Raw genomic sequence first — 18,981 nt, forward strand, 5'->3', positions numbered from 1 at the left:
ACATGTCGGATATTTTTAAAAGAATAAAAGAAAACCCGGGACCATTAGGACAGTTTGCAGATTACGGAGAAGGATACTTTATCTTCCCAAGATTAGAAGGACCAATCGGGCCAAGAATGCAATTTCAAGGTAAAGAAGTAATTTTCTGGAGCGCAAACGATTATTTAGGAATGTGTAATCATCCTGAAGTAAAAGAAGCGGATGCACAAGCTGCTGCAGAATTCGGAATGTTCTATCCAATGGGAGCAAGAGCAATGTCTGGAGAGACAGAACAGCATTTACAGTTAGAAAGAGAATTGGCTGATTTTGTTCAAAAAGAATCTGCATATCTTTTAAACTTCGGATATCAAGGGATGGTTTCTACCATTGATGCTTTGGTAAGCAGAAACGACGTAATCGTTTATGACGTAGATTCTCACGCTTGTATCGTAGACGGAGTAAGACTTCACGCAGGAAAAAGATTTACTTACAAGCACAACAATATTGAAAGTTTAGAAAAAAACCTTCAGAGAGCAACAAAAGTAGCGCAAGAAACTGGAGGTGGTATTTTAGTAATTACTGAAGGAGTTTTCGGAATGAGAGGTCAACAAGGTAAACTAAAAGAAATTTGCGAATTAAAATCTAAATACAACTTCAGACTTTTAGTAGACGACGCTCATGGTTTCGGAACTTTAGGTAAAACTGGAGCTGGAGCAGGTGAAGAGCAAGAATGCCAAGACCAAATCGATGTTTACTTCTCTACTTTTGCAAAATCTATGGCTGGTTTTGGAGCTTTCATCGCGGGAGACAAAGAAATCATCAGATATTTGAAATTCAACTTGAGGTCTCAAATTTTCGCTAAATCCTTAACAATGCCAATGGTAATTGGAGGTTTAAAAAGATTAGAACTTTTAAGAACAAGACCTGAGATTAAAGATAAACTTTGGGAAAACACCAACAAACTTCAAAACGGATTAAAAGAAAGAGGTTTCAACATTGGTGATACCAACACTTGTGTAACTCCGGTAATGATGCAAGGGTCGCCTGTAGAAGCAACTCTTTTGGTAAAAGACCTTAGAGAGAACTACAGAATCTTTACATCAGTTGTAGTTTACCCAGTTATTCCTAAAGGAATGATTTTACTAAGATTAATCCCTACTGCTTCTCACACAGACGCAGAAATCAACGAAACTTTAGCTGCATTTGAAGCAATTCACGATAAATTGGTGAACGGACATTACAAGCAAATGGAGCAACAACTTTTAGCAGAACAAGGTTTAAGCTTTAAAGAAATTTAATTTTTAAACTTTACGAAATATAGAACCTCAGATTTTCTCTGAGGTTTTTTGTGTTTATGTCTTTTTTTTCAAAAAGCTAAAGAACTAAAAATCAATGAAAATTCATCAAAAAACATCGTTATTAAAATTCCTTTTTCGATAAAAACATTATTTTATAGGGAAGGAAAAAATCAAAAATTGAAAATTTGCGATAAGCACAAAAACAATTAATTTTTCTAAAAATTTTATTTATTTCATAATTTTAAAGATTAATTTTAAACAATCAATCACAAAACAAATCATTTTTAATTAAATTATTAAACAATTATTAATTCAAAATTTTTAACAAATTTTAACTTAATATCGCTTTAAAACAGCAATTAGGCGTTATATTCTGTTAAAAATTAGGCACTTAGTTTTCATCGGGGTACATTTGCAACCATGATTTCAAAACATACAATTATGAAACACAATCTAAAGTACTTAAGAATTGTAATTTTGAGTTTGGTATTAAGCTTTGTTTCTTTAAACTTAAATGCACAGCAGAAACAGAACTATATACAAAAAAACAAAACTCTTGCAGAAAAACTTTCTACTAAGTACGGCATCCCAAGTTCTATTATTTTAGCAGTAGCTTTTGTAGAATCGGGAGGTGGAACAAGCAAAAATTCTAAAACATTAAATAATCATTTCGGAATTGTAGGCAAAAACAACATTGGTTCTAGATACAAACAATTTGAATCTAAAGAAGCAAGCTACGAAGCTTTTTGTAAGCTAATTGCCAGAAAAAATTATTACAGCGCCTTAAAAGGAACTGAAGACTTCGGAAAATGGGTAAAAGCCATCGCAAGCGCAGGTTACTCTACACAACCCGGAGAATGGATGAGGAAGATTAATCTCATCATTCACAAATACCAACTTAAAGACTAAATTTTCCTTCCTGGAAAGCACAGAAAAAAGTAAAAATAAGAGCTTCAAAATTTTTTGAAGCTTTTTTTATTTCATCTTGTAAGGAATATGGAAACTAAGTAAATTAGCGTCTTAAATTTCCTTAAATTTTTATGTCTCAAAATAGAAATTGGCGGGTGGTATCACTGGTTACCATTTGTTTTTTTATATATCTTATTTCATCAGTGATTAGCCTTGCTTTCGGCTACAAATGGGAGCCTTTTGATAAAGTAAATCTTTTAACGGATGTATTAGAATCTGATGTTAAAGAAGAAAATAAAGACATAAAAACATTCGCGAAAAATAGTCGAACTGACAATTTAGCGACAGATTTTGAGCTTTATAAAAAGCCAGACCTTATTACTCGTTTTTATAAAGACGAGAATATCAACACACTCTCCCACTTTGCGGAGAAACTTCATCAGCTAAAAACTACAGGAAAAGGGAAAATCAGAATTGCTTATTTTGGCGACAGCATGATTGAAGGAGATATGCTTACACAAACCCTTAGAAGTCTTCTGCAAAAAGAATTTGGCGGTTACGGTGTAGGTTTTCTTCCCATTCATACCAATGTTGGGAATTTCAGACAAACAGCTTCTATTGAAGGAAGCGGTTGGGAAACCACTAATTTCATGGATAAAGATGCGAAAAACATCTACGTTTCTGGTTTTAGCTTTAACGGAGTTGGAAATACACAGTTTAAAGATAAATCTGTTCAAGTTGTTCCTTCCCTGCAAAAATATCTTCTTTACGGAAATTCTAACGCTGCAACTGTTAATTTAAACGGAAAAACGATTCGTCTTGAAGGAAAAAGCATCGTTAATTCACAATTATTATCTTCTGATAGTACAAGAACTGCCAATTTTAAAAGCAACGCAGCAAATTATCGTTTATACGGAATGAGTTTCGAATCTGAAAACGGAATTATCCTTGATAACTTCTCTTTCAGAGGAATCACCGGAATTGAATTCAAAAAAATTGATGAAAATTTCTTAAAATCGGTTCAGGAAGCCAATCATTACGACCTTATTATAATGCAATACGGTGTAAATCTTTTGTGGAAGCCAGACTCTTCTGATTTTACTTTTTATACTAAAAATATGACTCCGGTTTTAGAGAAATTCAATAAAGCTTTTGCAGATAGTGATATTTTATTGATAAGCAGTGCAGACCGAGCCTTCCTTTACAACGGAACTTACCAAACTGCAACAGGAATTCCAAATGTTTTAGAAGCACAGGCAAAATTGGCATTCGATAATCATCTTGCTTTTTTCAATCTTTTTGAAACCATGGGTGGCGAAAATTCAATTGTAAAATGGGCATCGCAAAATCCGCCTTTAGCCAATAAAGATTATATACATCCAAATATGAAAGGGAGCGAATATTTAGCTCAGAAAATTTATCAAGCCCTCATGAAAGACTACAAAAAATACAAACCTAATACTCCAACTGCTCAATGAAATCTTTAGAAAATCTTTTTTCTACCTTCGACTGGAATGCCTTTCTGAGCCAGTTTTTGTATGATCCTAAAAATCCTTTATTATTTAATAATGGTTTTTTCGTGTATTTTTTTACGCTTTTTATTGTATTATTTTTCATTCTAAAAAACCATCATACGGCGAGAAGATATGTTTTCACGTTCTTTTCTTTGTATTTTTTTTACAAAGCAAGTGGTTGGTTTGTAGGTTTGGTTATTATTTCAGCGTTAATAAACTATGCAATTTCCAATTTCATTTATCATACTAAAAACAAATCTGGGAAGACTTCGCTTTTAATTTTGAGCATTGTTATCAACCTTGCCATCCTATTTTATTACAAGTACACCAACTTTTTCATTACCGTTTCGAACGAACTTTTCAATACAGAATTCAATCCGTTGCATATTATTTTACCCATTGGAATTTCATTCTTCACTTTTGAAAATTTGAGTTACACCATCGATGTCTATCGTGGAGATTTCAGACCTGCGAAAAAATTTACAGATTATCTGCTTTTCCTTTCCTTCTTCCCGAAACTTATGATGGGTCCTATTGTAAGAGCACATGATTTTGTCCCTCAAATCAATAAACCTTATCGAATTACGGAGTACGATTTTGCGATGGGATTTTATCTAATTGTTTCAGGTTTAATCAAGAAGTTGGTGATTTCTGATTACATTACTTTAAATCTGGTTAACTATATTTTCGATACGCCGTCTCTTCATACAGGTCTGGAAAATCTTTTTGCGGTTTATGGTTATGCGATGGTTATTTACTGTGATTTTAGCGGCTACAGCGATATTGCGATTGGTATTGCGTTGTGGCTTGGTTTTAAAATTCCAGCTAACTTTATTTCGCCTTATCAAAGTAAAAATATTACGGAATTTTGGAGAAAATGGCATATTTCTCTTTCTTCTTGGTTAAAAGATTACCTTTATATTCCGTTGGGAGGAAACAGAAAATTCTCTATCGGTTCTTTTATTTTTGTAACTCTTTTCTTGGCAGGAGCATTTTTAATGTCTGTAAATCTTTTTAAACTTAATTACATCTACGCTTCAGGAATTTCGGCTATTTTACTCTTAATTTTCCTTCTCCCAGCTATGATTACACGTGATACAAAAGGAATTGCCGCAAACTTCAACCTTTTAACAACCATGCTTTTAGGAGGTTTTTGGCACGGCGCAAGCTGGAATTTCATTATTTGGGGAGCCATTCACGGTATCGGTTTAGGAATTCATAAAATTTGGATGCTTTCCACAGGAAGATCATTAGCTAAAGTAAATAATTCATTGGTTTACAAAGTAATTATGGGAGTTTTCACATTCCATTTTGTATGTTTTGGATGGATTTTCTTTAGAGCCGAAAACTTCGATGCAGCCATGACGATGATTAATCAAATTATCTACAACTTCGATGCAGACGTATTTTTACCGTTTTACGAAAACTACAAAAAGGTAATTTGGATGATTGGTTTCGCGATGATTATTCATTTTATTCCCGACGATGCTGCAAAAAAAACGCTAAGCAAAATGAAGACAATTCCGCTTGTTGCTTACGTTCTTGTCTTTTTTGCGTTCCTAATTCTTTACGGATATTTCAAAACTGCAGAACAGGTTTTACCGATTTACCTTCAGTTTTAAGCATAAAAAACTGCAGATTTTATTCTGCAGTTTTTTTTATCGCTTTCCAAATTGTTTCCGCTTGATTTTCGTAGCCAGGTTTTAAATAGTGAACTCCATCACCACTCGCCTCTTTTTTGGCTTGTGCTTTCTTAAAATATCCTTTTCCGCCCATCGCTGCAAAAAGATTGAAAAAAGCAACGTTATTTTTTGTGGCACTTTCTTTTATCCAACCAATAATTTCTAAAGTTCGAGGTTCTTTTGGTAAATTATCGGGAGGACCAATTAAAACAATCGGGAGTTTAGAATTTTCTTTTCTAAACTGGGAAACAACTTGGTCAATATTCTGTTGAAACTCTTCCTTTTCCACTTTTCCAAAAGCTTCATTCGTTCCTAAAGCAATAAAAAGTACATCAGATTTCAATTTAGATAACTGCCGTAGTTGCAGCGGATACTTCAAAAAATCTCCATAAGTTGCCCCATTTACGCCAACTGTATTGAAAACCACTCCTTTTTTTACATTCTTTAAAAACTGAAACCCGTAAAAAATATTTCCTTCAGGATTTGAAGCTCTCATCAAAAACACATTTTGTGGCGCTTTGTAAGAAACTTCAGTTTTAGAATCTGTAAAACTAAAACGACCGAAAAGGCTAATGCTTTTCTCGAAATCTGAATTATATTGATAATCGTTTTTCTCAACTTTATACACAGAACCAGCGGTAGGATTTAGAATTTTTGTTCCGTTCAACGCGCGAAGTTTTGTGGTTGTTGTATTGTATTGAGAAACAATTTCGTGGAAAGTTTGCCCTTCTTTTGCAGTATGATTTAGCAATTGTGATTTCTTTTCAGCAAAATTTTTAAGGGGTTGATTTTCAAAATATAGAGAAAAAGATTTGCCATTCATTTTTTCATCATGGTAAATCAAAACTTTATCAAAACTGTCTTCTGAATTTTTAAAACTGATTTCTAAAAAAGAATCTTCTTTATTTCCTATCACAAAACCGCTTGCTCCTATTTCGGGAAAAACTTTTTGCTCGTGAACCAATCTAAAGGTTTCCCAAGGTGTATTTGTTGCAGAAGAAAAATCTTCAGAACCATTGGTATTCGCGACTTGATAAGGAAAAACCAAGCCTCGACCAGCATTTCCGTAGCTTTCTTGAAACTCTTTTCTTAAAAATCCTGTAAGATAATCTGCCTGAATGTGCGAATCGCCAATAAATAAAATCTGAGTAACCTGCTCCTGATTTAGCTTTTCTAAAAATGGTTTCAAAACCTGTTCATTTTCAATATTTTGAGATTTTACATTCATTGAAAACGCTAAAAAAGCCGCCGATAAAACGATTTGAGAAAATTTCATAGTGTGAATTTATAAATTTTCTCTAAAACCATTTCTATGAAAGAGTAAAATATGTAAATCTGATTTTAAAACGTAAATTTGCAAAAATTTTTTTATTGAAAGACCTGCTTCTTATTACTCCACCGTTTACGCAACTCAATACTCCATATCCTGCAACAGCTTATATTAAAGGTTTTCTGAATACCAAAAATATTTCAAGCTTTCAGTTAGATTTGGGGATTGAAGTTATTTTACAATTATTTTCAAAAACCGGACTTGAAAAAATCTTCAATAAAAACATCGAAATTTCTTCAATTTCAGAAAATTCACAGCGTATTTTTAGCTTAAAAAACGAATATATCAAAACCGTCGATCAGGTAATTTCTTTTCTTCAAGGGAAAACACCAACTTTGGCAAGACAAATTTGTTCGATGAATTTTTTACCCGAAGCTTCACGTTTCAATCAGTTAGATGATATGGAATTTGCCTTCGGAAATATGGGTTTGCAAGACAAGGCTAAACATTTGGCAACGTTATATTTAGAAGATTTATCCGATTATATTATTGAAGTAATAGACGCAGATTTCGGTTTTAGTCGTTACGCAGAAAGGTTAGGAAAAACTGCCAATTCTTTCGATGAATTATACTCTAAAATTACTGGAAATCAAACTTTTATTGACGGAATTACATTAGAAATTTTAGAGGAAAAACTGCAATTCGTACAGCCAAAACTGGTTTGTTTTTCAATCCCTTTTCCTGGAAATTTATATTCAGCTTTTCGTTGTGCACAGTATATTAAAGAAAATTATCCGTACATTAAAACAGCAATGGGAGGCGGTTTTCCGAATACTGAATTAAGAGAAATCAAAGACAAACACGTTTTTGAGTTTTTCGATTTCATTACGTTAGATGATGGCGAACTTCCGATTGAATTACTTCATCAAAATATTACAAATACAGCGGCTGAAAATTTCGAATTCAAAAGAACATTTCTTATTGAAAATCAAGAAGTTGTTTATAAAAACAATTCAACTCGACACGATTATAAACAAGTTGACGTTGGTACTCCAGATTATACAGATTTACAATTAGACCAATATATTTCCGTCATCGAAATTGCCAATCCAATGCACAGTTTATGGAGCGACGGAAGATGGAATAAACTTACAATGGCGCATGGTTGTTATTGGGGAAAATGTACTTTTTGCGATATTTCTTTAGATTACATCAAAATTTACGAGCCTATTGCGGCAAAAATTCTGGTCGACAGAATGGAAGAACTCATCCAAACAACTGGCGAAACTGGTTTTCATTTTGTTGATGAAGCTGCTCCACCTGCTTTGATGAGGGAAGTTGCTTTAGAAATTCTGCGAAGAAACCTTGTTGTAACTTGGTGGACGAATATTCGTTTTGAAAAAAGTTTTACTCGAGATTTGTGTTTTCTCTTAAAACTTTCAGGTTGCGTTGCGGTTTCGGGAGGTTTGGAAGTTGCAAGTGACCGCTTGCTAAAACTTATTGATAAAGGAATTTCGGTAGAACAAGTCGCAAAAGTAACAAGAAACTTTACCGAAGCCGGAATTATGATTCATGCATATTTAATGTATGGCTATCCTACGCAAACGGTTCAAGAAACTGTCGATTCTTTGGAAATGGTTCGTCAACTTTTTGAAATGGGGATTTTACAGAGTGCTTTTTGGCATCAATTTGCAATGACTGCGCATTCACCGGTAGGTTTAAATCCTGAAGAATTTGGAGTTACTCCAATAAAACAAGAAATACTTTTCGCCAACAACGACATCGAGTTTACTGATAAAACCGGCATCGACCACGGGAAATTTGGATTTGGTTTAAAGAAATCTTTGTTCAATTATATGCACGGAATTAATTTCGAGCTTCCACTTCAGGAATGGTTTGATTTTAAAATTCCGAGAACGACCGTTCATCCAGATTATATTCATGATTGCCTTTTAGAAGAAGAAGATTTTAAATTTAAAGGCAATTCAAAAGTTGTTTTTTTAACTAAAAATGTAATCGCTGAGAATCGCATAAAAAAGAAAAAACAGAATGAATATTCGTACACAAAAATTACGCTTCATTTAAAAACGAATATCGTAAGTATCAATTTAGATACAGAAAAAGCAGATTGGCTGATTAAAATAATGCAAGAAAACAGTTTTGAAAATTCGAAACTTTCGATGTTGCAAAATCTCAAAAATAATTACGAAGAAAGTTTTGATGATTTTGAATTGTTTTGGTTTTCAAAACCGATGCAACAATTGAAAGAAAACGGTGTAATTCTGACTTTGTAAAAGAACCCATATTTCGGAGCTTCGCTCCTCACTTTATAAAAATAAAATCCTGAAAAATTTAATTTCAGGATTTTTATATTTTATACAAAATTAATTTGAAATTATTTTGATAGGTCTTCATCCTATCCTTTACTAAATAGTCCCTTCGGGACTCTTTAAATTTAAATAAAATCTATTTTTTATCTTTTTCAATTCCGTCTTTCACTACTTCACCTACAATAATTTTTTCTTGAATTTTAATAAAATTAGGGTCTAAAATCGCCATTCTTTCGGCAAGAGATTTATAGGTAGGAAACTTTAGAATAGAAGCTCTTCCAGACATGTCTTTATACAAGGTAAAAACTTTTCCGCTCGCGGTTGTTAATCTTTTAGTAGTCGTATTATATCTTCCAATATACTTACTTTTCGCATCATAAATTTCAATATCTATTAAAGTTTTTTCTTCAATAGTATCTCCAGAACCAAAACTGACGGGCAAATTGGTAAAATAACCAACTGGTTTTCCGTTACTTAAAATTTCACCAACATTATTTACAGTAATATTGAGCCGGTCTACTTTAGATTTTACAGTATATGCTTCTTTGGTTCTGTTATCTAATTTTCTTTTGGGAGAATTTGCAAAAACGGCATCGAGATTTTTAATATTAATGCCTCTTTCGTCAATAATTTTTAAATCTTTAATACAAGTAAAAACAGCAGATTTTTCTTCCCCAGAAAATGCGGAAGGAGAAATATAATCCAACTCTAAAGTTTTGTCTTTATTGTAAACCCTATTAAGTTTAATGTAGCTGTCACGAACAGAATCTGTAACGCTTTTATCTACAAACTCCACGGTATAGATAGGAGTTTCTTTGAGATCCATAAAGGTATAGATACCATCTTTATCGTTTACTTTAGCAACATGTACACCATCGATGGTTACAATTCCTCTTTTGGTTTTAATGATTTGAGCATTGCTCAACTGGCTGCAAACCGAAAATAGAATTAAAAACAATATTCTCATGAAAACAGTTTGTGGTTTCTGATTTGGTGATTTTTAAGATAAAAAAAAGTGTAACCAAAGTTACACTTTTTTGAAAATATATTTAGCTTTTCAAATATTATTCGCAAAGGATAATTCCTTTGTTATGATTAAATTCGATTACACCACTTTTGATTGGAAAAGCGTAAACAGTTTCACCTTTTTCAAGTTCTTGAGTGAAGTTTTTAGAAAAAGTAGCTTCTAAAGACTTAGTAAAAACCTTTACTTTTCCACCAGATAAAGAAGAAACAATACCTGCGTGATTTTTCATGATGTGAAATTCACCGTTTTTTCCAGGAAGTAAAACTGAATCTACTTCTCCTTCAAAAACTACCTGTTCTGGTGTTAAAATTTTTATATTCATTGTAATTGCTTTTGGCTTTTGGCTAATAGCTATTGGCTATCAGCAATTAGCAAATTATGCGTTATCCGCTAACATTTTTTCTCCAGCTTCGATAGCTTCTTCGATAGTTCCTTTCAAGTTGAAAGCTGCTTCTGGTAAGTGATCTAATTCACCATCCATAATCATGTTGAATCCTTTGATTGTATCTTTAATGTCTACTAAAGATCCTGGAATACCTGTAAACTGCTCTGCTACGTGGAAAGGCTGAGATAAGAATCTCTGAACTTTTCTTGCACGGTAAACAACAGATTTATCTTCTTCAGAAAGTTCTTCCATACCAAGGATTGCGATAATATCTTGCAACGCTTTATATCTTTGAAGAATTTCTTTTACTCTTTGTGCACAGTTGTAATGCTCATCACCAATAATTTCTGGAGCCAAGATTCTTGACGTAGAAGCCAATGGATCTACCGCTGGATAAATACCTAATGAAGCAATTTTTCTATCTAGTACTGTAGTTGCATCCAAGTGAGCAAACGTTGTTGCAGGAGCAGGGTCAGTTAAGTCATCCGCAGGTACGTAAACCGCTTGTACTGAAGTAATTGAACCATTTTTAGTTGAAGTAATTCTTTCCTGCATCGCCCCCATTTCAGAAGCTAGAGTTGGTTGGTAACCTACCGCAGAAGGCATACGACCTAAAAGTGCAGATACCTCAGAACCAGCCTGTGTAAAACGGAAGATATTATCTACGAAGAAAAGTACGTCTCTACCTTGTCCTGTCTCACCACCGTCTCTGTAGTACTCAGCTAAAGTAAGACCAGAAAGTGCTACTCTTGCTCTTGCTCCAGGTGGCTCGTTCATCTGTCCGAAAACGAATGCTGCTTTAGAGTCTTTCATAACTTCTAAATCTACTTTAGAAAGATCCCAACCTCCGTTTTCCATAGAGTGCATGAAATCGTCACCATATTTAATAATACCTGACTCTAACATCTCTCTCAAAAGGTCATTTCCTTCTCTCGTTCTTTCACCTACACCGGCAAAAACAGAAAGACCACCGTGTCCTTTTGCAATATTGTTAATTAACTCCTGAATCAATACAGTTTTACCTACACCAGCACCACCGAACAATCCAATTTTACCTCCTTTTGCGTAAGGCTCAACTAAGTCGATTACTTTAATACCTGTAAATAAAACTTCTGCAGAAGTTGAAAGTTGATCAAACTTTGGAGCTGGTCTGTGAATTGGAAGACCACCTTCTTTAGAAATTTCCTGAATTCCGTCAATAGCATCACCTACAACGTTGAAAAGTCTTCCGTTTACAGCTTCGCCAATTGGCATTGTGATTGGTTTTCCATACCCGATTACATCCTGACCTCTCTTAAGACCATCAGCTGCATCCATCGCGATACATCTTACTGTATCTTCACCAATATGCTGTTCTACTTCTAATACTACTTTTTCACCGTTTTCCTTAGTAATCTCCAAAGCATCATAAATGCTAGGAATAGCCTCTACGTTAGTAAAAACAACGTCGATTACCGGACCAATAATTTGAGAAATTTTACCGTTTATTTGGTTTGCCATTGCTAAATTTTTTCTTGGTGCAAATATAATGATTCTTCATAAACACGCAATTGCTAAAAAAAAGATTTTTATCATACTTTTTTACTAATTTACCAATGTCCCAGTTTAGCAGTTTACCAATCATTTGGAAATGAAAAACATTGGTACGTTATTGCATTGTTACATTGTTACATTATACTTATATTTGCAGTCAAAAATTTTTCAGGTTGAAAGTTTTCAGAAATTTTAGCGATTATCATTCAGAAAAGCCTTTGGCATTGTCTTTAGGAATGTTTGATGGAGTACATCTCGGTCATAAAAGTATTATCAATGAGCTTATTAAGATTGGTTCTGAAAAAAATCTGGAAACAGCAATTCTCACTTTCTGGCCGCATCCGCGCTTTGTTTTTAACCCTAATGAAGATTTAAAACTCCTTAATACTTTAGAAGAAAAAAAAGTATTAATGGATAAATACGGAATTGAAAATCTTTTCTTAAAAGAATTTGACGAAGAATTTAGAAACCTTACCGGCGAAGAATTTGTACGACAAATATTGGTAGAAAAACTCAACGTAAAATATCTTATTGTAGGTTACGACCATGTTTTCGGGAAAAATAAAAGCGGAAATTTTGAATTGCTGAAAAAACTTTCTAAAGAATTAGATTTTGAGGTAGAACAAATGGAAGCCATCAATATTCATGAAAACAATATCAGTTCTACCAAAGTAAGAAATGCTTTATTAGAAGGACATATTGTGGAAGCGAACGAAATGTTGGGTTACTCCTACTCTGTTTCGGGAACCGTTGCTCACGGAAAAAAAATTGGAAGAACAATTGGCTATCCAACTGCAAATATAGAAACAGAATCTATTAAACTTCTTCCTAAAAAAGGCGCTTATATTGTAGAAGTTTTTGTGAAAAATAAACAATATAAAGGAATGCTAAGCGTAGGAACCAACCCTACCGTAAATGGCGAAAAACTTACGGTTGAAGTTTACATCCTAGATTTCTCTGAAGATATTTATGATGAAGACATTACCGTAAAATTCAGAGATTTTCTTCACGAAGAGATAAAATTTGAAGGTTTAGAAAAATTAATCGAAAGATTAGATGAGGATAAAAGACTCACGGAGGCGTTTGAGTTTTAGTCAATCAATAAATTTTTAATTTCCTCTAACTTATTTTCATTAATAACATAAGTCTTACACATTGCATTATGCTGGTTTCTTCTTAAAGGCAATGGTTCCAAAGCGTACACAGGTTTATATCTGAAGCCACTTAAAACATGTACAAGTGTTAGAAAATTTCTTTTAAAAGATTGTACAATGTTGGATTTTGCGCCTCATCGTTTATCACTCTTATTTTCCTATAAAACTTTCCAATAGATTTTCCAAAAAAATGCTCTAAAAGTGAATTCATTACAACAACGATGATAATAGACATTGCTAAAACATCTAACCAATATGGATTATACGTTTTAGTAATTAAAGCAATTAACACAAGTATAATGAAGCTTAAAACAAAACCAATTAAGACATCTATAATCTTGGCTTGAGTTCTCCTGCTTTCAACATCTTCCTCAGTACGATTATATCTTACATCAAAAACCAAATTTTCCCTATATCAATTTCTATTTTCATCAAATTTTATTCGCGATACTTCCTTCTTTACCGTTAATTCTGATATTTTTTTCATAAAATAATTTCACTTTGCGCTTTCTTCGTTAAAGATTTAAAAACCAAATCATAAGATTGGTCTATCATTTTTAAAATTAAGTCTCTTTTTAAACCATCTACCGAAACCGAATTCCAGTGGGTTTTGTTCATGTGATAAGCGCCGGTTATTTGTGGATGTATTTCACGAAGTTCGAGACTCCATTCCGGATCTGTTTTTACGTTTATAGATAAAGGTTGCTTTTCGAGCGCCATTAAAAGAAAGATTTTTGTTCCTACTTTTAAAACGAGTGTTTCATTATCGAAAGGAAAACTTTCCTTAACTCCTTTTTTAGCTAAACAATAGTCTAAAATTTCGTTGGCATCCATCGTGTTTTTTTTTACGAAAGTAAAGAAAATCTAAATACAGAACCCTTTCCAAATTCACTTTCTACTGAAATTTTTCCGTTTTGGCTCTCGATAAACTCTTTACTGATGCTTAAACCTAAACCTGTTCCCTCTTTTTTACTTCCGGGAATTCTAAAATATCGGTCAAAAACTTTTTCAATATATTCCGGCGCGATTCCTTGTCCATGATCTTCCACTGAAAAAACGACGGCATCAGATTCTTTTACCACAGAAATCAAGATTTGTGAATTCTCATAAGAATATCGAATTGCATTCGACAAAAGGTTATTCAATACCCACGATGTTTTTTCGGAATCGGCAAATACTGTTGTAACATTAGAATCGATATTGGTTTTTATGGTAATATTTTTCTGCTCAGCCAAAGACTTATTGGCTTCTAAAGCATATTGTACAATTTCTAAAACATCAGAAGATTTAATATTCAATTTTACAGAACCACTCTCCACTTGTGTAATATTCAACAGTTCGCCGGTAATTTTCAATAATCTGTTGGCGTCATCTTTTATACCATTAATTAAATTACTTTGCTCTGCATTTAGATTTCCTATTTTTTCGTTTTGCAACAAATCTACGCCCATTTTTATGGAAGAAATTGGAGTTTTAAACTCATGAGAAACAGTTCCCATAAAATTAGTTTTTGCAAGATCGAGCTCTTTAAACGGTGTAATATTCCTTAACATTAATACTTTTCCAATAAACTGGGTTTCATTTTCACCCGTTGGAATGATGTTAATATCTATCGTTTCTTTTTCGAAATAACTTTCTTTACCGTTCGCATAAATCTTCATTGGGTTTTCTACGTCGTCTTTAATAATATTTCTAATCAAATCATTATTTACCGCAACTTCTTGAATTTGTTTTCCCACAAAACTTTCGCGCGTAAGATTTGCAATTTTCAGAGCTTCATCGTTTACGAAAAGTACACGATTGTTTTCATCTACGCCAATAACGGGATCGTTCATATTATCTATGAGCGTTTCAATTCTTTTTTTGCCTTTTAAGATTTTTTCAAGCTTAGATTCTGAATATTCTTGCAGTTTTTCAGCCATTACATTAAAGGAATGCGAAAGATCTCCAAACTCGCTATTGCTATCGAAATGTAGTCTTTCACGATAATTTTGATTGGCAATTTGGCGAATACTCTCCGTAAGTGCTTTTATAGGATCTGCAATATTGGCGGGAAGATTCACCAACAAAATAAAAGCAATTAAAAAACAAAGTGTCCCAGAAACCGAAATCACAAAAATTGCCTGTTTTGCTGTGTCTTCAGCAATTCTACTTTTTTGCTGAATGGCATTCATGTTCAGTTGCATAAGTTCAGAAATATCTTTTCTAATTTTAGACTGAAGCTGAACCTCATCTCTATGATTTTTTAAGGCAGAAAAATGAGAGGTAATTTTATCGGTAACTTCTCTTTCACCTGGTTCTGTAACATTTTTTTGCTGTTTAGAAAGATGTTTTTCAAAAACACCAAAAGCCAAAGAATCCGAATTGATTTCTTCCAAAGCCAAAAGCATATTTCGTGAATATTCCAACGTATTGTAATTGGCTTCGAGAATATTGCCTGTTTCTTTTTTGAGCTGATTGATGTACCAACCGCTAATAACCGCCAAAAGCAAGATCATTACAAAAAGAAGCCCGACTCCTATATTAAGTTTAGTTTTAATTTTCATTCTAAAAGTTCTATCTAAATTTACCTCATCTTTTCAGCTTAAAATAACCAAATCGATGTTTTCCTGAGAAAGTTTATTGAGCAAAGTATTGAAGGTATCTGTTGCAAGAATTACCTTCCATAAATTTAGGTGAGGCTTTCCAATACAGACCGTAGAAATTTTACGTTCCTCACATTGCTCAATGATAGTTTGTGCAATTTTTGAAGATTCAATTTTAATAATTTCTGCACCCAATTCTGTAGCGAGTTTAAAGTTATTAATTAAAAATCTTTGTTTATCCAATGCTATTTTGTCTACACTTTCTTTAGGAATTTGAACATATAATAAATACCACTGGCTGTTGTAATAATTGGCTAATCTTGCCGTTTTCCGAATTACATTTTTCGCCGTTTTCTCGTTCGAACTTATGCAAGCAAGAAATTTTTCTTTCTTTAAAGGTTTATGAGAAATTACCTCAGTTTCTACTTTTCGGGTAACCTGTGAAGCCACCTCTTTTAAAGCCAGTTCTCGAAGCTGTAAAATATTTTCCGGTTGAAAAAAATTGTTAAGCGCAGAATTTATTTTTGCTGAATCATAAATTTTCCCAGCTTTTAAACGGGTAATAAGTTCATCGGCTGTTAAATCGATATTCACCACTTCATCTGCTTGAAAAAGCACCGAATCCGGAATGCGTTCCGAAACTTCAATCCCTGTAATTTCTTTAATCTCTTCATTTAAACTTTCAATATGCTGAATATTCACTGCCGAAATCACATTAATTCCAGCCTCCAAAATATCCAAAACATCTTGCCATCTTTTTTGGTTTTTGCTTCCTTCAATATTGGTATGAGCCAACTCATCAACAATTACCACTTCTGGGCGAAGATTCAGAACCGCTTGAAGATCGAACTCCTCAAGTTCCTTGCCTTTATAAAAAAGTTTTCTCCTTGGGATTATCGGAAGCCCGTCTAACAAAGCATGAGTTTCTTTTCTAAAGTGAGTTTCTACGTAACCGATTTTCACATCAATTCCGCTTTCGATTAAAGCATGAGCTTCTTGCAGCATTCTGTAGGTTTTGCCAACACCTGCGCTCATCCCTATATATATTTTAAACTTTCCGCGTCGTGATTTCTTAATTAAATCAAGAAAATCTTGTGCAGATTTTTCGGTTTCAGCCATTTTTAAAATTTAGTTTTTATTGTTGTGAAAACCCGAATTTTTGAAAATTTGAAATAAATTTATTTAGACTTTTCAGCATTCATTTTTTTCTCAAGCTGTAAAATTCTTTGTTCCAGCTTTTCAATTTTTTCTGAATCTGTAAGTTTTACAGGCGTATTTTCTTCCAACTTCCATTTTTGGTAACCTATATAAATTCCTGGTACAAGTGTAAAAATCAATAAAGTATCCCAAAGAATAATACTTTTAAGACTTCTTTTTTGGTTTTCCAAACTTTTAAACTTAAAGTATTTTGAAAGAAGAAAAGTTGCCCAACCAATAAAAAGACAATTGATGAAATAAAAATAAAAACCTCCAATAAAATAAGTGAAATCGAGATGAGCAATTCCGTACGCCGCAGTACATAAAGGTGGCATACATGCGGTTGCAATGGCTACACCTGCAATAATTTTTACACCTTCACGCTTCACAATCCCAATAAAACCAGCCATTCCGCCAAAAAATGCAAGAAGAATATCAAAAATAGTTGCTTTTTGAAAAGAATTTAAAACATCTGTGGTATGATCAAAAGGGTTTATTAGAAAGAAAAAAGTAGCTGCAATAAGACTTACCAAGGTCATTTTAATCCAATTTCGGATGGCTTCTACCCTCAGTTTTCTATCATTAATTGCCATTCCAAACGAAAAACCAATGATTGGCCCCATTAAAGGAGAAATCAACATGGCGCCAATTACCGCACTTACCGAATTGGTTGTTAAGCCAATACACGCAATAATCATTGCAAAACCTAAAATCCAAAGATTAAACCCTTTAAAAATTACGCCTTCTTTTATTTCTGCGTAGGTTTCCATTTCATGCTCTTCTCGTGCAGCATAAATTTGTTGATTCAAATATCTTCGGTAAAGTTTAAATCTACTCATCTAAATATATTTAGCGAAAGTTAAAAATTATTATGCAGTATTTTCTTCACGAAATCTAAATTCAGTTTAAATTTTCACACTTTTTATTTTCTAATTTTCTCATCGGATTTTTGTCATTAATTTTCAAAAACTCTTACTCAAAAAAAGAGCAAGAGTTATTTTATTCTGTAAGGTATTATTTTAAAAACTTACCGCTAAAGATGTCGTCATAGAAAATACATTTTCTTTAAAATTTTGTTCTCTATTAATAAAAATAGCATCTTTTGAACTCAAATTTTTAGCTTCTACTCTCCAAACCAAATTGGGAAGAATCCAATAATCGGTATTTACAGAGTAACCAAAAGTTTTGAAACCGTTTGTTGTTCCTGTGGAAATTATCACTCCATTTTCATCACTGTAATACTCTACTCTTCCTGCAACACTGAATTTTGAAGTAGGAGAATATTTTCCAATCACAACAGGAGAATACCACGTATTGTATTTTTTGCTTCCTTTTGATTTTTGTTCTGCTCCAATGTCGAAACCTGTAATTAAAGCAAATTTATCACTCAACTGAAAACATCCGTACAAATTATGAAAGTACCTCATCTGTTTTAAACTGTCTGGTTTATCGTTTCCGATAAAAGAGCTGCTGTTCAGGGTAATTTTTTCGTTTGGTTTAAAAGTCAGCTGATGTCCAAAAGCGGGCGTCGAATTTCCATCTACTCGCTGAATTCTTTGCCAACCGTTCAAAACCAAACCACTTAGAAACCATTTTCCGTTATTGGTGGTGTAAGAAATTTTTGCTCCGGTTTCAAAATAAGGCGAATTATCGGCAAGCATACTTCTGGTAAGCGTAAAGCAATCTTTACTTATGGCGCTTTCAAAACCAATATGGGAAGGCATAATTCCGGCATCAATCCAAATATTTTTAGTTTTGGAAATTTTCAAGCCAACGTTGGCTTCGTAAATATTTTTCAAAACACCTGTTTCTGCGGCGTAATTGGCATTCATATAAGTTCCGGCGGCGAGTGCAACGTTGGCTCTTACATTTTCTGTTTCGTAATTGGCTTTCACAAAACCTAAATTCAGATTTACTTCATTATTTCTGTTGTGGCTGTACACAAATCCCGGTCTTGAATTATTTTCCGGATTATTAAAATCGTACTGATAATACACTTCTGCATATCCACTTATCTGTAAAGGTTTTCTTGGCTCTTGCTGAGCGAAAAGTGAGGTTGAAATTCCAAGCATAAAAAATGCTGGTAAAATTGTTTTTTTTGTCATGATTATTTTTTAG

General features: G+C 33.3%; 16 protein-coding genes. 6 read left to right on the forward strand and 10 right to left on the reverse strand.

Going from position 1 to position 18,981, the window contains the following annotated elements; translation table 11 throughout:
* The first annotated feature begins 2 nt into the window (after nucleotides 1–2).
* The 4 genes from AC2A1D_RS00975 to AC2A1D_RS00990 all read left to right on the forward strand — a co-directional run bounded on the left by AC2A1D_RS00975 (nucleotide 3) and on the right by AC2A1D_RS00990 (nucleotide 5,322).
* On the forward strand, nucleotides 3–1,277 hold the full coding sequence (locus AC2A1D_RS00975; RefSeq protein WP_484041799.1) for an aminotransferase class I/II-fold pyridoxal phosphate-dependent enzyme: 1,275 nt from the start codon (nucleotides 3–5) through the stop codon (nucleotides 1,275–1,277).
* A 441-nt stretch (nucleotides 1,278–1,718) separates the two neighbouring features.
* The gene (locus AC2A1D_RS00980) at nucleotides 1,719–2,186 is read left to right on the forward strand and encodes a glucosaminidase domain-containing protein (protein ID WP_484041800.1); all 468 of its coding nucleotides are present in this window, start codon (nucleotides 1,719–1,721) and stop codon (nucleotides 2,184–2,186) included.
* Nucleotides 2,187–2,317: 131 nt separating this feature from the next.
* Nucleotides 2,318–3,664 carry an SGNH/GDSL hydrolase family protein gene (locus AC2A1D_RS00985; RefSeq protein ID WP_484041801.1) on the forward strand — a complete coding sequence of 449 codons (1,347 nt, stop codon included), beginning with the start codon at nucleotides 2,318–2,320 and terminating at the stop codon, nucleotides 3,662–3,664.
* Nucleotides 3,661–5,322 carry an MBOAT family O-acyltransferase gene (locus AC2A1D_RS00990; RefSeq protein WP_484041802.1) on the forward strand — a complete coding sequence of 554 codons (1,662 nt, stop codon included), beginning with the start codon at nucleotides 3,661–3,663 and terminating at the stop codon, nucleotides 5,320–5,322. The genes AC2A1D_RS00985 and AC2A1D_RS00990 overlap by 4 nt, the downstream gene beginning before the upstream one ends.
* Nucleotides 5,323–5,341: 19 nt before the next feature.
* Here the strand turns inward: AC2A1D_RS00990 and AC2A1D_RS00995 are convergent, their stop codons facing one another.
* Nucleotides 5,342–6,658 carry a GDSL-type esterase/lipase family protein gene (locus AC2A1D_RS00995; protein WP_484041803.1) on the reverse strand — a complete coding sequence of 439 codons (1,317 nt, stop codon included), beginning with the start codon at nucleotides 6,656–6,658 and terminating at the stop codon, nucleotides 5,342–5,344.
* Between the two features lie 95 nt (nucleotides 6,659–6,753).
* On the opposite strand from AC2A1D_RS00995, the gene AC2A1D_RS01000 reads away from it, so the two are divergent.
* Nucleotides 6,754–8,946: a B12-binding domain-containing radical SAM protein gene (locus AC2A1D_RS01000; protein ID WP_484041804.1), complete on the forward strand. Its 2,193-nt coding sequence runs from the start codon at nucleotides 6,754–6,756 to the stop codon at nucleotides 8,944–8,946.
* Nucleotides 8,947–9,118: 172 nt separating this feature from the next.
* On the opposite strand, the gene AC2A1D_RS01005 is transcribed toward AC2A1D_RS01000, so the two are convergent.
* From AC2A1D_RS01005 to atpD, 3 genes are all read right to left on the reverse strand, one after another.
* Nucleotides 9,119–9,949, reverse strand: a complete 831-nt coding sequence (locus AC2A1D_RS01005; RefSeq protein ID WP_484041805.1) for a hypothetical protein — start codon at nucleotides 9,947–9,949, stop codon at nucleotides 9,119–9,121.
* Nucleotides 9,950–10,046: 97 nt separating this feature from the next.
* The gene (locus AC2A1D_RS01010; RefSeq protein WP_484041806.1) at nucleotides 10,047–10,331 is read right to left on the reverse strand and encodes a FoF1 ATP synthase subunit delta/epsilon; all 285 of its coding nucleotides are present in this window, start codon (nucleotides 10,329–10,331) and stop codon (nucleotides 10,047–10,049) included.
* Nucleotides 10,332–10,385: 54 nt separating this feature from the next.
* Complete coding sequence (gene atpD / locus AC2A1D_RS01015) at nucleotides 10,386–11,894, reverse strand: F0F1 ATP synthase subunit beta (RefSeq protein ID WP_484041807.1); 1,509 nt, start codon at nucleotides 11,892–11,894, stop codon at nucleotides 10,386–10,388.
* A 206-nt stretch (nucleotides 11,895–12,100) separates the two neighbouring features.
* On the opposite strand from atpD, the gene AC2A1D_RS01020 reads away from it, so the two are divergent.
* Nucleotides 12,101–13,021 (forward strand): bifunctional riboflavin kinase/FAD synthetase, encoded by a 921-nt coding sequence (locus AC2A1D_RS01020; RefSeq protein WP_484041808.1) that lies wholly within the window; start codon nucleotides 12,101–12,103, stop codon nucleotides 13,019–13,021.
* Nucleotides 13,022–13,169: 148 nt separating this feature from the next.
* On the opposite strand, the gene AC2A1D_RS01025 is transcribed toward AC2A1D_RS01020, so the two are convergent.
* The 6 genes from AC2A1D_RS01025 to AC2A1D_RS01050 form a co-directional block, all read right to left on the reverse strand.
* Nucleotides 13,170–13,484: an RDD family protein gene (locus AC2A1D_RS01025; RefSeq protein WP_484041809.1), complete on the reverse strand. Its 315-nt coding sequence runs from the start codon at nucleotides 13,482–13,484 to the stop codon at nucleotides 13,170–13,172.
* Between the two features lie 80 nt (nucleotides 13,485–13,564).
* Nucleotides 13,565–13,915, reverse strand: coding sequence for an MmcQ/YjbR family DNA-binding protein (locus AC2A1D_RS01030; protein ID WP_484041810.1), 351 nt, complete (start codon nucleotides 13,913–13,915; stop codon nucleotides 13,565–13,567).
* Nucleotides 13,916–13,926: 11 nt separating this feature from the next.
* Nucleotides 13,927–15,627, reverse strand: coding sequence for a HAMP domain-containing sensor histidine kinase (locus AC2A1D_RS01035; RefSeq protein ID WP_484041811.1), 1,701 nt, complete (start codon nucleotides 15,625–15,627; stop codon nucleotides 13,927–13,929).
* A gap of 33 nt (nucleotides 15,628–15,660) precedes the next feature.
* Nucleotides 15,661–16,785 carry a sensor protein KdpD gene (locus AC2A1D_RS01040; RefSeq protein WP_484041812.1) on the reverse strand — a complete coding sequence of 375 codons (1,125 nt, stop codon included), beginning with the start codon at nucleotides 16,783–16,785 and terminating at the stop codon, nucleotides 15,661–15,663.
* Between the two features lie 59 nt (nucleotides 16,786–16,844).
* Nucleotides 16,845–17,702, reverse strand: coding sequence for a DUF389 domain-containing protein (locus AC2A1D_RS01045; protein WP_484041813.1), 858 nt, complete (start codon nucleotides 17,700–17,702; stop codon nucleotides 16,845–16,847).
* Nucleotides 17,703–17,882: 180 nt separating this feature from the next.
* Nucleotides 17,883–18,968, reverse strand: a complete 1,086-nt coding sequence (locus AC2A1D_RS01050) for a porin (RefSeq protein WP_484041814.1) — start codon at nucleotides 18,966–18,968, stop codon at nucleotides 17,883–17,885.
* Between the last annotated feature and the right edge of the window lie 13 nt (nucleotides 18,969–18,981).

Source organism: Chryseobacterium sp. HNCC26DJ239, from assembly GCF_057180445.1.